General features: G+C 52.3%; 17 protein-coding genes and 1 other annotated feature. Of the genes, 4 read left to right on the plus strand and 13 right to left on the minus strand.

Going from position 1 to position 14,493, the window contains the following annotated elements:
• Positions 1-18 precede the first annotated feature (18 nt).
• The 4 genes from chuS to ACLJXE_RS08450 are packed head-to-tail and all read left to right on the plus strand — an operon-like array spanning position 19 to position 3,632.
• Complete coding sequence (chuS, locus tag ACLJXE_RS08435) at positions 19-1,050, plus strand: hematinate-forming heme oxygenase ChuS (RefSeq protein WP_410750630.1); 1,032 nt, start codon at positions 19-21, stop codon at positions 1,048-1,050.
• Positions 1,047-1,868, plus strand: coding sequence for a hemin ABC transporter substrate-binding protein (locus ACLJXE_RS08440; protein WP_410750631.1), 822 nt, complete (start codon positions 1,047-1,049; stop codon positions 1,866-1,868). Before chuS ends, ACLJXE_RS08440 begins: the two co-directional genes overlap by 4 nt.
• Entirely contained in the window at positions 1,868-2,860 is a 993-nt protein-coding gene (locus ACLJXE_RS08445) for a FecCD family ABC transporter permease (RefSeq protein WP_410750632.1), read from the plus strand. The genes ACLJXE_RS08440 and ACLJXE_RS08445 overlap by 1 nt, the downstream gene beginning before the upstream one ends.
• Complete coding sequence (locus ACLJXE_RS08450; RefSeq protein WP_410750633.1) at positions 2,853-3,632, plus strand: heme ABC transporter ATP-binding protein; 780 nt, start codon at positions 2,853-2,855, stop codon at positions 3,630-3,632. Before ACLJXE_RS08445 ends, ACLJXE_RS08450 begins: the two co-directional genes overlap by 8 nt.
• Here the strand turns inward: ACLJXE_RS08450 and selO are convergent.
• The 13 genes from selO to infC form a co-directional block, all read right to left on the minus strand.
• The gene (gene selO, locus ACLJXE_RS08455; protein ID WP_410750634.1) at positions 3,629-5,071 is read right to left on the minus strand and encodes a protein adenylyltransferase SelO; all 1,443 of its coding nucleotides are present in this window, start codon (positions 5,069-5,071) and stop codon (positions 3,629-3,631) included. The genes ACLJXE_RS08450 and selO overlap by 4 nt on opposite strands.
• A gap of 64 nt (positions 5,072-5,135) precedes the next feature.
• Complete coding sequence (locus tag ACLJXE_RS08460) at positions 5,136-5,846, minus strand: EAL domain-containing protein (protein ID WP_410750635.1); 711 nt, start codon at positions 5,844-5,846, stop codon at positions 5,136-5,138.
• Between the two features lie 316 nt (positions 5,847-6,162).
• Positions 6,163-6,627, minus strand: a complete 465-nt coding sequence (locus tag ACLJXE_RS08465) for an NlpC/P60 family protein (protein WP_005120307.1) — start codon at positions 6,625-6,627, stop codon at positions 6,163-6,165.
• A gap of 77 nt (positions 6,628-6,704) precedes the next feature.
• Positions 6,705-7,454 (minus strand): vitamin B12 ABC transporter ATP-binding protein BtuD, encoded by a 750-nt coding sequence (gene btuD, locus ACLJXE_RS08470; RefSeq protein ID WP_286630118.1) that lies wholly within the window; start codon positions 7,452-7,454, stop codon positions 6,705-6,707.
• Positions 7,454-8,005 carry a glutathione peroxidase gene (locus ACLJXE_RS08475; RefSeq protein WP_410750636.1) on the minus strand — a complete coding sequence of 184 codons (552 nt, stop codon included), beginning with the start codon at positions 8,003-8,005 and terminating at the stop codon, positions 7,454-7,456. Before ACLJXE_RS08475 ends, btuD begins: the two co-directional genes overlap by 1 nt.
• A gap of 74 nt (positions 8,006-8,079) precedes the next feature.
• Positions 8,080-9,060 (minus strand): vitamin B12 ABC transporter permease BtuC, encoded by a 981-nt coding sequence (gene btuC, locus ACLJXE_RS08480; protein ID WP_286630120.1) that lies wholly within the window; start codon positions 9,058-9,060, stop codon positions 8,080-8,082.
• A 121-nt stretch (positions 9,061-9,181) separates the two neighbouring features.
• Positions 9,182-9,481 (minus strand): integration host factor subunit alpha, encoded by a 300-nt coding sequence (gene ihfA / locus ACLJXE_RS08485; protein ID WP_003030571.1) that lies wholly within the window; start codon positions 9,479-9,481, stop codon positions 9,182-9,184.
• A gap of 4 nt (positions 9,482-9,485) precedes the next feature.
• The gene (gene pheT, locus ACLJXE_RS08490; RefSeq protein WP_410750637.1) at positions 9,486-11,873 is read right to left on the minus strand and encodes a phenylalanine--tRNA ligase subunit beta; all 2,388 of its coding nucleotides are present in this window, start codon (positions 11,871-11,873) and stop codon (positions 9,486-9,488) included.
• A 15-nt stretch (positions 11,874-11,888) separates the two neighbouring features.
• Positions 11,889-12,872: a phenylalanine--tRNA ligase subunit alpha gene (pheS, locus tag ACLJXE_RS08495; protein ID WP_137383362.1), complete on the minus strand. Its 984-nt coding sequence runs from the start codon at positions 12,870-12,872 to the stop codon at positions 11,889-11,891.
• A gap of 124 nt (positions 12,873-12,996) precedes the next feature.
• Positions 12,997-13,121: a sequence feature (Phe leader region), on the minus strand.
• Positions 13,072-13,116, minus strand: coding sequence for a pheST operon leader peptide PheM (gene pheM / locus ACLJXE_RS08500; protein WP_001386830.1), 45 nt, complete (start codon positions 13,114-13,116; stop codon positions 13,072-13,074). Its footprint overlaps the feature before it by 45 nt.
• A gap of 120 nt (positions 13,122-13,241) precedes the next feature.
• Positions 13,242-13,598 (minus strand): 50S ribosomal protein L20, encoded by a 357-nt coding sequence (rplT, locus tag ACLJXE_RS08505; protein ID WP_003030578.1) that lies wholly within the window; start codon positions 13,596-13,598, stop codon positions 13,242-13,244.
• Positions 13,599-13,653: 55 nt separating this feature from the next.
• Complete coding sequence (gene rpmI / locus ACLJXE_RS08510) at positions 13,654-13,851, minus strand: 50S ribosomal protein L35 (RefSeq protein ID WP_003030583.1); 198 nt, start codon at positions 13,849-13,851, stop codon at positions 13,654-13,656.
• A gap of 96 nt (positions 13,852-13,947) precedes the next feature.
• A complete protein-coding gene (infC, locus tag ACLJXE_RS08515) occupies positions 13,948-14,490 on the minus strand; it encodes a translation initiation factor IF-3 (RefSeq protein ID WP_048997935.1) in 543 nt (180 codons plus the stop codon).
• Positions 14,491-14,493 lie beyond the last annotated feature (3 nt).

Below are 14,493 nucleotides of genomic sequence, written 5' to 3' on the forward strand. Positions count from 1 at the left end.
ATCTGGAAGGAAGAGGCAATGAATCACTACACACGCTGGCTGGAACTGAAAAAAGAACATCCTGGAAAATATGCGCGTGACATCGCGGGGTTGATGAACATTAGCGAAGCTGAGCTGACCTTTGCACGCGTCGGTCATGACGCGTGGCGTTTACGTGGCGAAGTGCGCGAAATCCTCGGCGCTCTGGAAACCGTAGGCGAAACAAAATGTATTTGCCGTAATGAGTATGCGGTGCATGAACAGGTTGGCGCTTTTACCAATCAGCACCTGAACGGTCATGCCGGACTGGTTCTTAATCCGCGCGCCCTCGACCTGCGCCTGTTCCTTAATCAGTGGGCAAGCGCCTTTCATATCAGTGAGACCACCGCCCACGGCGAGCGTCAGAGCATTCAGTTCTTTGACCATCAGGGGGATGCGTTACTGAAAGTCTATGTCACACAGAATACCCTCGTTGAGGAATGGGCTGCGTTGCTGACCCGTTTCATCTTCGCTGAAAACCCGCCACTGGTACTGCAACCTGCCGACACTTCTGCACCAGCCACCATCACGGTCGATGCGAAGACGGTTGATCAAGAGTGGCGAGCCATGACCGATGTACATCAGTTCTTTGGTCTGCTGAAACGCCACGATCTCACCCGTCAACAGGCATTTAATCTCGTTGGCGACGATCTGGCCTGTAAAGTTTCTAATAGCGCACTGGCGCAATTACTTGATACCGCGCGCCAGGATGGCAATGAAATTATGGTCTTCGTGGGTAATCGCGGCTGCGTACAGATTTTTACCGGCGTGATAGAAAAACTGGTGCCGATGAAAGGCTGGCTAAATATATTCAACCCGGCATTTACCTTACATCTGCTGGAAGAGAGCGTGGCAGAAACGTGGGTAACGCGCAAACCGACCGCCGATGGCCACGTCACCAGTCTGGAACTGTTTGCTGCCGACGGTACGCAAATCGCCCAGCTGTATGGTCAACGTACGGAAGGCGAACCAGAGCAGACGCAATGGCGCGCGCAGATTGACGCGCTCACGCCTAAAGGGCTGGCCGCATGAAAAAACTGCTGGTCCTGATTGCGTTGTTCCCCGTCGCGGCGCTGGCAGCGCCTGAAGAAAGGGTTGTGGCTCTCGGTGGCGATGTCACCGAAATTGTGTATGCGCTGGATGCGCAATCATCCCTCGTGGCACGTGACAGCACCAGCCAGTGGCCACAGGAAGCGACCCAATTACCCGATGTAGGCTATTTACGTCAGCTCAACGCCGAAGGTATCCTGGCTACCCGCCCTACGCTGGTGCTAGCCAGCGCACAAGCGCAGCCTTCTCTGGCCCTGAAGCAGGTCGAGCACAGCAACGTCAGGGTTGTCATGGTCCCTGCCAGCAATACGCTTAGCGTGATTGATGAGAAAGTGCGGGTTATTGCGCAGGCTACACACCAGGAGGCTAAAGGCGAAGCCCTGCGCAACAGGTTACGCCAGGAACTCGCAGCATTACCCGCCACGGAGCTTAATAAACGCGTCCTGTTTATTCTCAATCATGGTGGAATGACCGCAATGGCTGCAGGGCAGGAAACGGGGGCTGATGCCGCTATTCGCGCAGCTGGCTTACGTAACGCAATGCAGGGTTTTAGCCGTTACCAGCCGTTATCACAAGAAGGCGTAATAGCCAGCCAGCCCGACCTGGTGGTGATCTCGCGGGATGGTATTCAGGCCGTTGGTGGTGAAGCTAACCTGTGGGCACTGCCAGGGCTTGCGCAAACGCCTGCCGGGCGCAATAAGCAGGTGCTGCAGATTGATGATATGGCATTACTGGGCTTTAGCGTTCGTACGGCACAGGCCATTTTGCAGCTACGCGCCAAAGCGGAGCAATTGCCCTGATGGCCCGACGAATCACCTGCTCGTTATGGACGCTGGCCTTTCTGCTGGGTGTAGTGACGATACTGGCGACCGGTTTTGGCGCGTTGCGCCTGCCGGTAAGCCTGCTCTGGCTGGACGGAGATGATGCGTTGCGTCAAATCTGGCTCACCATTCGGCTACCACGCGTTCTGCTGGCGCTGGTGATTGGCGGCTCACTGGCACTGGCTGGTTGCGTCATGCAGGGATTGTTTCGCAACCCGCTTGCCGACCCAGGGCTACTGGGCATTAGCAGCGGTGCGGCCTGCGCCGTCGCCCTGTGGGTGGTGTTACCTGTCTCATTACCCGCGTTACTCATGCTGTATGCGCCAATGATGGCGGCATTTCTCGGTGCGCTGGCTGCCACCGTGGTGATTTTTATCCTCAGCCAGCAGCGTGACGGTTCGCTATCGCGTCTGTTGTTGGTCGGAATTGCCATCAACGCACTCTGCGGGGCCGCGGTCGGCGTTCTGTCGTGGATCAGCAATGATGCGCAGCTGCGGCAGCTGTCACTTTGGGGGATGGGCAGTTTGGGTTCTGCGCAGTGGTCAACACTACTGGCTGTCACCTCGCTAATGCTCCCAACAGTACTGGTTATCTGGCGCCTGGCCACGGCACTGAACCTGCTACAACTGGGTGAGGAGGAGGCGCATTATCTCGGCATTGATGTTCGGACGATCCAACGTATTTTGTTGTTGTGCAGCGCATTACTCGTGGCCGCTGCTGTAGCGGTCAGCGGAGTCATTGGGTTCATCGGTTTGGTTGTTCCGCATTTAATGCGTATGTGGCTCGGATCAGACCATCGTGCCGTGATCCCCGGCTCTGTTCTGGCTGGCGCGTTGTTACTACTGATTGCCGATACTCTCGCCCGCACCGCAGTTGCGCCTGCGGAAATGCCCGTTGGTCTGCTGACCAGTATTCTCGGTGCGCCATGGTTTTTATGGCTTATTTTTCGTCAGCGAGGAGCGCATGGCTGAACATTTTATTGCCGAAGGACTTCACTATCGCCTTGCTGAGCGCTCGGTTATTGACGACGTATCGCTCAAACTCGCTAAAGGTGAACTGGTCGTGTTAATCGGGCCGAATGGTGCGGGAAAATCCACCCTGCTACGTCTGTTGACCGGCTTTCTTAAACCGACTGCCGGACACTGTTTGTTAGATGGCAAATCACTGGCTGACTGGAGTACGCAGTCGCTGTCGCGCCATCGTGCGGTTATGCGTCAGCAAACACAGGTAGGTTTTGACTGGCAGACAGAAGCCGTCATCGCGATGGGCCGTGCCCCCTGGTCCCAACATCCCGAGCCCGAGCTTATCGCTCAGGTAATGGCAATCACCGGCTGCACACCGTTGGCGGGCAGGCAATACGCTGCGCTTTCCGGTGGCGAACAACAACGCGTTCAGTTAGCCCGTGCGCTGGCGCAATTGTGGTGCAACACCGGACCCCGCGGTTGGCTATTTCTCGACGAACCGACGTCAGCGTTAGATCTTTACCATCAGCAGCATCTGCTGAGATTACTAAAGACACTCACCGCTGCAGGAGAATTGCATGTTTGCATCATCCTTCACGATCTCAATCTGGCTGCACTGTGGGCTGACCGGATCATACTGCTCCATCAAGGAAGCATTGTGTCTCAAGGGACGCCCGACGCCGTGTTACAGGCTGATGATCTGATACGCTGGTACGGTGCCCAGGTTCACGTTGGCCAACACCCGGCCAACGCATCCCCACACGTTTTTCTCGCACCTTAGCTGGAACAACTCACCTCCAGCCGTTTACCCCAGTCAGGTGGACGGCTGATATAATCATCATCCCGATCGATGAACGGCGTACGTAACGCAGCGTGTAACCGATGTAGTTCGCTATAATCACCCTGCTCTGCCTGGCTTATTGCCCGCTGCGCCAGCCAGTTACGTAGCACCATCGCCGGATTCGCCGTCTTCATCTGCGCTTGTCTGGCAACGTCAGCCACATTGTCTTGTTGCAGACGCGTGCGGTAACGTGTGAACCAGTCGTCAAATGCCGCACGGTCAATAAACTCATCGCGCAGTGGGGACAAGGCGCTGTGTTGCTCAGTTTGGCTGAGCATGCGGAACGTTCGCGTGTAGTCGCTACCTTCCCGCGCCATCAGGCTAAACAGTTCGCTAAGGATTTCGTTATCGTTTTTCTGCTCGCTAAAGAAACCCAGTTTTTGCCGCATGCGTTGCCCATAGCGGGTTAGCAAGGCCAGTTGATAACCGTCCAGCGCATCATTGAGCACATCAACCGGGATGAATGGTGAAAGCGTCTGCGCCAGACGTTGCAGGTTCCACAAAGCCGCAGCAGGCTGATTATCAAAACTATAGCGCCCCTGATGATCGGAGTGGTTGCAGATAAAATCTGGCACGTAATCATCAAGGAAACCGAAGGGACCATAATCCATCGTCAGGCCAAGAATCGACATGTTGTCCGTGTTCATCACCCCATGCGCAAAGCCTACGGCTTGCCAGTCGGCCATTAACGTCGCCGTGCGCGTAACAACATCCGCAAACCACAACTGATACTTATCCGCCTCTTCCTGCCATTGTGGCCAGTAATGACGGATCGCAAAGTCAGCAAGCTGGCGTACTTTTTCCGGTTCACGACGATAATAAAAGTGCTCAAAATGGCCAAAACGCATATGGCTTTGTGCCACGCGAATGAGCATCGCGCCTGCTTCAGTGGTCTCTCGCTGCACCGGAGTCTCGCTGGTGACAATCGACAAGGCCCGGGTTGTAGGTATCCCCAGATAATGCATGGCTTCACTGGCCAGACTCTCTCTAATCGTCGAGCGCAGCACGGCGCGCCCATCCCCCATGCGGGAATAAGGCGTTAATCCAGCGCCTTTCAGATGCCAGTCAAGGGTTGTGCCATCGGCAAGCAATTGCTCACCCAGCAAAATCCCTCGTCCATCGCCAAGCTGCCCAGCCCAGACACCGAACTGATGCCCGCTGTAGACTTGTGCCAAAGGCAACATCCCAGGTAATAGCGATTCGCCCCCCCATACACCTGCCCCACCAGAAGCATCAAACAACGCAGCTGGAATACCCAATTGCGCAGCCAGAGCATCGTTATGCCAGATGATGCGCGCGTTTTTCAGGGGGGTGGGCGAAAGAGCGGTATAGGTTGCTGGTAATTCATCATGCCAGCGAGTAGTAAAAGACAGGGTCATAGGGCCTCCTGTCTCTAGTGTAGACTGTTAATAGTCTGTTAAACACCAGCAAATAAAAGGGTTATCATTTTACCAGTGAAATGATCTTTGCAGGTGATACCGCCGGCCACAGCCCCCCTTGCATCGCGCTGAATCCCAAAGGTAATACCCGCGCCAGCATCTCTTGTGTATCAATACCGCTAATGATGATTGATTCACAACTGGGGGATAATTGCGCCAGAATAGCCCGCATAAACGGCTCAAACGAAATATGTGTAATCCTCTGTTGAACAAAGTTTTTATCCAGCACGACACGTTTAAACAGACCATCAAAAATTGCCCGCGTGGATATGCCCCCGGCTCCGTAGTTTGTCAGTATTAATGGGAATCGCGCAGCCAGGGCAGCCAGTGTGGGATTTTCTTTGCCACTGTTTAACTCCGGATAACTTTCATTAATCGTCAGTTCAATAAATGAAAATCGTTCAACACGTGAAGCATATTCAGCATCTGATAATAAAGTATTAGCAACCGCTGGCGTTAAATTAAGCCAGGCAGGAATTTTGCGTTGAATAAAAAAATGTTGGCACGTTTCGATTAATTCCAGCTTCTCGGCAAATAAACGACATTGATCGTCGTCTGACATCCGGGGCATCACCAGCTCTGTTGGCATGCGTACGTTGCCATCGGCACTGACAAAATTTGTAACAATATCGACGTACTCAAGGTCGCCTTTTTCACTTCGTGCAGGAAGAAAAGAGAACTCTGAATGATAAAGATAATCCAGTGAAACAATCATTGTGCCAGCCCCTCTGCATGGGTGTAATCCGGGATCCTGTAGCAAAGGATGGAAAAATACGTTGCTGCTGATACAAATAGAGGCCCTTTCATTTTTCCCTTTTTAGCCAGTAAATCGAATCCTTTTTTTTTAGCTTATCCTGATTATAAACGAATATCCAGCTTTGCACTTTTTAATATCTCGGGATAAATCATATTTTTAGCAAGATACGCTCTTAACGTTTGGGGTTATTGACCGACAAACAGCAGAAGTGAAAGTTGGCATTTAAAATGAGGATGACGAGACAACCGCGCGCCGATCTCGTCATCCGTAATGATTAAATTCGGCGTGCCTGCCAAAAGTTTTTACGCCAGTAGACGTTATCCAGCGAAGAACGCATCACTCCGCGACTGGTTGAAGCATGGATAAATTGATTATTGGTATCGTAGATTCCGACATGCAGACCACTTTCACCGGAACCCGTTTTAAAGAAAACCAGATCGCCGGGTAGCAAATCATCTTTATCGATCTCGGTACCAATCTTTGATTGAGTACGCGTATCTCGCGGTAATTGAAGATCGAATTGGTCACGCATCGTCATCAACACAAATCCCGAACAATCCACCCCGCTACGGCTCATGCCGCCATAGCGATAGGGAGTTCCATGCCAGGTTTGCAACTGATCGTTAAGACCCGCGATAACAGCGATAGAGTCCGACAGTCGGGCATTCGGCGCAGGAGCACGATGGCTGCTGCACCCCGCCAAAAACAATGCTGTGATGAAAAGGAGCCAAAAGCGCATTCAGGACGAATCCTCTGATTTTTATTTTTGTGTCAATTTAGCGTGGAAATTATGTGATTTTCAAGAACCCATTTAACTTAAGTGGTTGATATGAGCATTCTGTGGCCTTCAATATCCAGGCGACGGAAATTTACACCATAGGCCAACGACAGATTTGCTGGCGTCAACACCACATCACGCGAACCGCTCGCCAGCAGCTTTCCGCGTTTGAGCAACCACGCCTTGTGCGCATGGCGTAGCGTATGGTTAAGATCATGACTACTCATCACAATGGCGATTCCCTGCAGACACAGCTGGCTCAACACTCTATCCAGCGCGTTTTGTTGCGCCACATCCAGGCTATTCATCGGCTCATCCAGCAACAAAAGTTGCCCATGCGGATTAGACTGCGGACTCATTTGCAGGATGACGGCCGCCAGACGCACACGTTGCCATTCCCCCCCTGAAAGCTGATTAACACCACGTCCCAGTTTATCTCCCAGCCCAAGCGCATCAGCCACCTCCTGCAGCAGGTCTGTTCGCGCTTTATCAGACTGATGCAGCGTCAGAAAATGCCAGACCGGCATCGCAAATGGCGGATTTTGCTGTTGCGCAAGATAAGCACGATATTGCGCCAGCTTCGCTGCCGGCCAGTCACCGAGCGGTATATCACCGAAGGTGATGCTCCCCTCTCCGGTCGTCAGTCCCGCCATTCGCGCCAACAACGTACTTTTCCCCGCGCCGTTGGGGCCCACTAAATGCAGGATCTCGCCTGCTTTAATTTCACCAGATAGCGGGCCGAGTCGGGTCGATTCAGCAACATCCTGTAGCAGCATTAATCGGGACATTAGTTGGCCAATGCAGTCTTTATAGCGTGTACAAGAATCGGGTCCTCAGGCGTCATATCAGGTGAATAACGTTGCAGCACCTGTCCATCCCGACCGACTAAGAACTTTTCGAAGTTCCACAGAATATCGTCCGGGTAGAGCGGTGCCCGGCCTTTACTCGCCATACGCGCATAAAATCCGCTATCTGCCGGTGCAACCGCAGTGGGTGCCGCATCAATCAGCTTCTGATACAACGGATGGCGGGCTTCGCCATTGACATCAATCTTACTGAACATCGGGAAAGTAACACCCCAGGTTGTGCTGCAATACATCTTAATCTCGTCTTCACTGCCGGGCTCCTGCCCCAGAAACTGGTTGCAGGGGAATCCCAGAACGGTGAAACCCTGCCCATGCCAGGCTTTCTGCAGGTTTTCCAGTTGCTCATACTGTGGCGTTAACCCACATTTTGAGGCTACGTTGACAATTAACAGTACATTTCCGGCATACGCCTGTAATGAGGTCGCCTCGCCGTCGATGGTTGTCACTTCCGTATTAAAAAGCGTGTTTTGCATAGCATCTCCAGAACAACAGGTGAATAGTGGAATGACCCTGTTCAGCTTGTAAGCATAGACCGAATCTGCACTTTCTAGCGCGCAGCTTTTAACAATAACCAGATAAATACCGGTGCGCCCATCGTGGCCGTCACTACGCCAATGGGTAACTCAGCCGATGCCAGTACCAGACGTGCGACGACATCAGCAAACAGTAGTGCAATTGCCCCCGCCAACGCACACCCAGGGAGTAAAACGCGGTGATCGGTTAATCCACACAGTCGCAGAATATGGGGGATCACCAGCCCGATAAAACCAATTGCCCCTGCCAGCGCCACGCTCACACCCACCATCCATCCCGTGGCAACCACCAGCAGGTTGCGCCAGAACCATAAAGGCAGCCCCAGCTGGCGCGCGGAGGTTTCCCCCAGCGCCAGCATATTCATCGGCTGCGACTGGCAGCAAATCCACAGCAATACGGGGAGCAACGCGACCATGAGCCAGGCCTGATGCCAGTCTACGCCACCGAAGCCCCCCATCATCCAGTACATCAACTGTCGAAGATCGAAAGAGGTGGAAAAATAGATAGCCCAGGTCATCAGAGCGCTGCAGATAATCCCCAGCGCCACGCCGGCCAGCAGCAAACGACTGGTCGATAAATGTCGACGGGCAAAACGAAGAAGAATGAGGGTGATAATCAGCGCACCAGCAATGGCGCATAGGCCCAATGCCCAGCCGGGCAATTGCCCCTGCCCCAACAGAACAGCCGCAATAAGCCCTACCCCCGCGCCATTAGACACGCCGAGTAAGCCAGGCTCCGCGAGTGGGTTTTCAAACAGCGCCTGCATCACTGCGCCAGAGAGTGCCAGTGCGGCACCGACCAGCAATACGGCAAGTGTACGGGGAAGTCGAATTTGCCAGACGAACAGATCGCCGCGAGCGCTAAACCAATCACCGGGAGCAATCCACTGTTCTCCTGCGCATAAACTTATAATTGTTGCCAGCAGCATCAGCACTGACAGAGACAGTATCCAGCGCACGTTTCGTCGCTGTTGTTGATGGGCAAAAGTCAGCATGTTTTCCATTCTGCTGAAAAGAGATGGGGGTGATTCTACGGTGCTGATTCAGTAGTGAAAAGGAAAAAGGCCGCATAGCGGCCTTTTTAGTTATACGCGTCATACTTTGCGTATCGTTAAATCACTCTTCTTTGGGCGTTGCGTTTTCAACCCGGCTTTTTAACTTCTGCCCGGGTCTGAAGGTCACCACGCGCCGTGCTGTAATGGGAATATCTTCGCCCGTTTTCGGATTACGGCCCGGACGTTGATTCTTATCACGCAGATCGAAGTTACCAAAACCAGAGAGTTTTACCTGCTCACCATTTTCCAGAGCACGACGGATCTCTTCGAAAAATAGCTCGACCAGTTCTTTGGCATCCCGCTTGCTAAGCCCAAGCTTATCAAACAGATATTCTGACATTTCAGCTTTTGTAAGCGCCATAGGTTCAATCCCTCAATGATGCCTGGAATCGCTCTTTTAATGCCTCTACACATTTGGCGACGGTAGCGGCAATCTCCTCTTCTTCAAGTGTACGGCTGGTATCCTGAAGGATCAGGCTGATAGCGAGGCTCTTATAACCCTCCGCAACACCCTTACCGCGGTACACGTCAAACAAGTTTACGCCAACTACCTGATTTACGCCAACTTTCTTACATTCGGATAAAATATCCGCTGCGGGAACGTTTTCAGCCACAACAACGGCGATGTCACGGCGGTTCGCCGGGAAGCGAGAAACTTCACGCGCCTGAGGCACCACGCGGTCTGCGAGCTTATTCCACTCCAGTTCGAACACCAGAGTGCGACCGTTCAGATCCAGTTTACGTTCCAGTTCAGGATGAACAACCCCAATGAAACCAATACGTTCACCTTTCAGATAAATCGCCGCAGACTGGCCCGGATGCAGGGCTGGATTCGCTTCAGCTTTGAACTGGATGTCCGCCAGTTTACCGGTCAGGTCGAGAACAGCTTCCAGATCGCCCTTCAGATCATAGAAATCAACCGTCTCTTTCGCCAGATTCCAGTGTTCATCGTGGCGGTTGCCGCAGATCACGCCAGCCAGCATCAGATCCTGACGGATACCGAGGTTAGCCTGCGTATCCGGTACAAAACGCAAACCCGTTTCAAAAATGCGCACACGGTTTTGCTGACGGTTTTGGTTATAAACCACCGTTGACAGCAAACCGGTCCACAGAGAAAGACGCATTGCTGACATATCGATAGAGATTGGGCTTGGCAGCAGCAGCGCCTCTTCTCCCGGATGCAACAGCGACTGGACTTTAGGATCAACAAAGCTGTAGGTAATAACTTCCTGGTAGCCTTTGTCATTCAGCATGGTTTTAACACGTTTCAGCGAGAGGTCCGCTTCACGATGTTCACCCATGATAAGTCCTGCCTGAATTGGGGTATTTGGGATATTGTCGTAACCGTATACGCGGGCAATTTCTTCGACCAGATCTTCTTCAATCTCCATATCGAAACGCCAGCTTGGCGCGACCGCCTGCCACTCGTCCTGGCCAACGGTCACTTCACAACCCAGACGGGTCAGGATATCAGCCACCTGATCATCGGCAATATGATGGCCAATCAGACGGTTCAGCTTGCTACGACGCAGGGTGATGGTCGCGCGCTTCGGCAACGTCGCTTCGTTGGTCACATCGATCACCGGGCCGGCTTCGCCGCCACAGATATCAATCAGCAGACGCGTTGCTCGCTCCATTGCTTTGTACTGCAGCGCAGGATCGACACCACGCTCATAGCGGTGAGAAGCATCGGTGTGCAGGCCGTGACGGCGCGCACGACCAGTAATAGACAGTGGGCTGAAGAACGCGCATTCCAGCAGAACGTTTTGCGTTTCATCATTCACACCAGAGTGCTCACCACCAAAGATCCCCCCCATGGCCAGCGCTTTGTTGTGGTCAGCAATCACCAGCGTATCCGCACTCAGTTTTGCTTCACTGCCGTCGAGCAGGACCAGGGTTTCCCCTTCTTTTGCCATACGCACGACAATTCCGCCTTCAATGCGGTCTTTGTCGAATGCGTGCATCGGCTGGCCCAGTTCGAGCAGTACATAGTTAGTCACGTCAACCACTGCATCGATGGAGCGAATACCGCAACGGCGCAGTTTCTCTTTCATCCACAGTGGCGTTGGCGCTTTCACGTTGATACCTTTCACCACCCGTCCCAAATAGCGTGGGCACGCGTCAGCAGCATCAACCTGAATAGGCAGCACATCGTTAATGGTCGCCGCTACCGGAGTGATTTCCGGTTCAACCAGTGGAGCTTTGTTCAGCACAGCCACATCACGCGCAACACCGATAATGCCTAAGCAGTCGGCACGGTTCGGCGTAACGCTGATTTCAATGGTGTTATCGTTGAGTTTCAGATATTCACGAATGTCGGTGCCAATCGGCGCATCAGCAGGCAGTTCAATAATACCGTTATGATCGTCGGAAATACCCAGTTCAGAGAAGGAGCACAGCATCCCCTCAGACGGCTCACCGCGAAGCTTAGCCGCTTTGATTTTAAAATCACCAGGCAGAACGGCACCAATGGTCGCTACCGCAACTTTCAGTCCCTGGCGGCAGTTCGGCGCACCACAGACGATATCCAGCAGGCGATCGCCACCGACGTTCACTTTAGTGACACGCAGCTTGTCAGCGTTCGGGTGCTGACCGCACTCAACCACTTCACCGACAACAACACCGTTAAATTCACCGGCAACGGCTTCCACACCGTCAACTTCCAGGCCCGCCATCGTAATTTGGTTTGACAGCGCATCGCTATCAATTGCTGGGTTAACCCATTCGCGTAACCACAGTTCACTGAATTTCATTGTATTACCCTGCCTTTATTTAAACTGTTTGAGGAAACGCAGATCGTTTTCGAAGAATGAACGCAGATCGGTAACGCCATAACGCAACATGGTCAGACGCTCCATCCCCATGCCGAAGGCAAAACCGGAGTAGATTTCTGGATCGATACCGACGTTGCGCAGCACGTTAGGGTGGACCATACCGCAGCCCAGTACTTCCAGCCATTTTCCGTTTTTACCCATGACGTCAACTTCCGCAGAAGGTTCAGTGAACGGGAAGTAAGAAGGACGGAAACGAACCTGCAGATCTTCTTCAAAGAAGTTACGCAGGAAATCGTGCAGCGTACCTTTCAGGTTGGTGAAGTTGATATTGGTATCAACGATCAGGCCTTCCATCTGATGGAACATCGGGGTGTGCGTCTGATCGTAGTCGTTACGATATACACGGCCCGGCGCAATGATGCGGATCGGCGGCTGTTTTTCTTTCATGGTGCGGATCTGTACGCCGGAGGTCTGCGTGCGCAGCAGACGCGTTGCGTCAAACCAGAAGGTATCGTGGTCAGCACGCGCTGGGTGATGGCCAGGAATATTCAACGCGTCAAAGTTATGATAATCGTCCTCAATCTCCGGACCCGTCGCCACGGTAAAGCCCAGCTCACCGAAGAAACTTTCAATCCTGTCGATAGTACGCGTTACCGGGTGCAGTCCACCATTTTCGATACGGCGTCCCGGCAGGGAGATATCGATAGTTTCTTCAGCCAGGCGCGCGTTCAGTGCCGCATTTTCTAATTCGGCTTTACGCGCATTCAGCGCTTGCTGTACCTGCTCTTTGGCTTCGTTGATTACCGCACCTGCTGCCGGGCGCTCTTCTGGTGGCAGCTCGCGCAGGGTTGTCATCTGAAGGGTCAAGTGCCCTTTCTTGCCCAAATATTCGACGCGGACATTGTCTAACGCGGCAACATCTGAAGCCTGGTTAATGGCGGCCGTTGCACTGGCAACCAGCTCTGCGAGATGTGACATGGTTTTCCTCGTTATGTTGCGATATTCACTAGTCGCTCGTATATACGCAAAATCATTCAAGTTGTATCAACGCGGCAAAAGAGCGAATGCAGCCAACACAGAGACAACCTGAAGGATGGCGCGTATAAAAAAAGCCTCCACCAGGGAGGCTTTTAGGCGCTGTTTTCCGTTTCTTCTTTCACGCGCAAGCCTCCTGAGTTCAGGTGCTAAAGTAAAAGAAGAAGCGGAAAATAGCAGCATTCATGCTTGCGTTACCTTGTGTGGTAAAAACCGGACAACCTTTATTGAAAAGGCTTACGGATAAATTGTCAACCAATTGATTGAACTACAAATAAAAGAGAGGGAGCCAGGCTCCCTCTTTTCACCGGCTTATGCCAGAGCTGCTTTCGCTTTTTCGACCAGAGCGGTGAACGCTACTTTGTCGAATACTGCGATGTCAGCCAGGATCTTACGGTCGATTTCAACAGAGGCTTTTTTCAGGCCGTTGATGAATTTGCTGTAAGAAATACCGTTCTGACGTGCTGCTGCGTTGATACGCGCAATCCACAGTTGACGGAACTGACGCTTTTTCTGACGACGGTCACGATAAGCGTACTGACCAGCTTTGATAACAGCCTGGAAGGCAACGCGGTATACGCGAGAACGCGCACCGTAGTAGCCTTTAGCTTGTTTCAAAATTTTCTTGTGACGTGCACGGGCAACTACACCACGTTTTACGCGAGCCATATGTGCTCTCCTGTATCTATATTCTTAGTAAAAAAATTAATTAAACGTTAACGGCTTATGCGTACGGCAAGCACGCGATAACCAGACCCAGATCGCCTTTAGAAACGAGGCCTTTTGGACGCAGGTGACGTTTACGCTTAGTAGATTTTTTGGTCAGAATATGACGCAGGTTTGCGTGCTTACGCTTAAATCCACCACCACCGGTTTTTTTGAAACGCTTAGCAGCACCGCGTACGGTCTTAATTTTTGGCATTTTAATAACTTCCACTTCGCATTGTTAATAAACGAAACGTAGGCGAACAACGGCTGTGGAACCCGCAGGCTCCACAGACATTGCTACTTGAAGGCCTTACTGTTTCTTCTTAGGAGCGAGCACCATGATCATCTGACGGCCTTCGATCTTCGTTGGGAAGGATTCGACTACTGCCAGTTCACTCAGATCGTCACGGACGCGGTTGAGCACTTCCATACCGATCTGTTGGTGGGCCATCTCACGACCGCGAAAACGCAGCGTGATCTTAGCCTTATCGCCATCTTCCAGAAAGCGTACCAGGCTGCGGAGTTTTACCTGGTAATCGCCATCGTCGGTGCCAGGACGGAATTTAATTTCCTTAACCTGGATAACTTTTTGCTTTTTCTTCTGTTCCTTAGAAGACTTACTCTTTTCATAAAGGAACTTGCCGTAGTCCATAATACGACAAACTGGCGGTTCGGCGTTAGGGCTGATTTCAACTAAATCTACTCCAGCTTCTTCAGCCTTTTCGATCGCTTCTCTCAGACTCACAATACCCAAAGCTTCGCCTTCCAGACCTGTTAAGCGAACTTCCAGGGCGCGAATCTCGCCATTGATACGATTCGGACGTGCCGTTTGAACTCGTTTTCCGCCTTTAATACC

It is taken from the genome of Citrobacter sp. U14242 (assembly GCF_046555775.1).
Lineage (GTDB): Bacteria > Pseudomonadota > Gammaproteobacteria > Enterobacterales > Enterobacteriaceae > Citrobacter.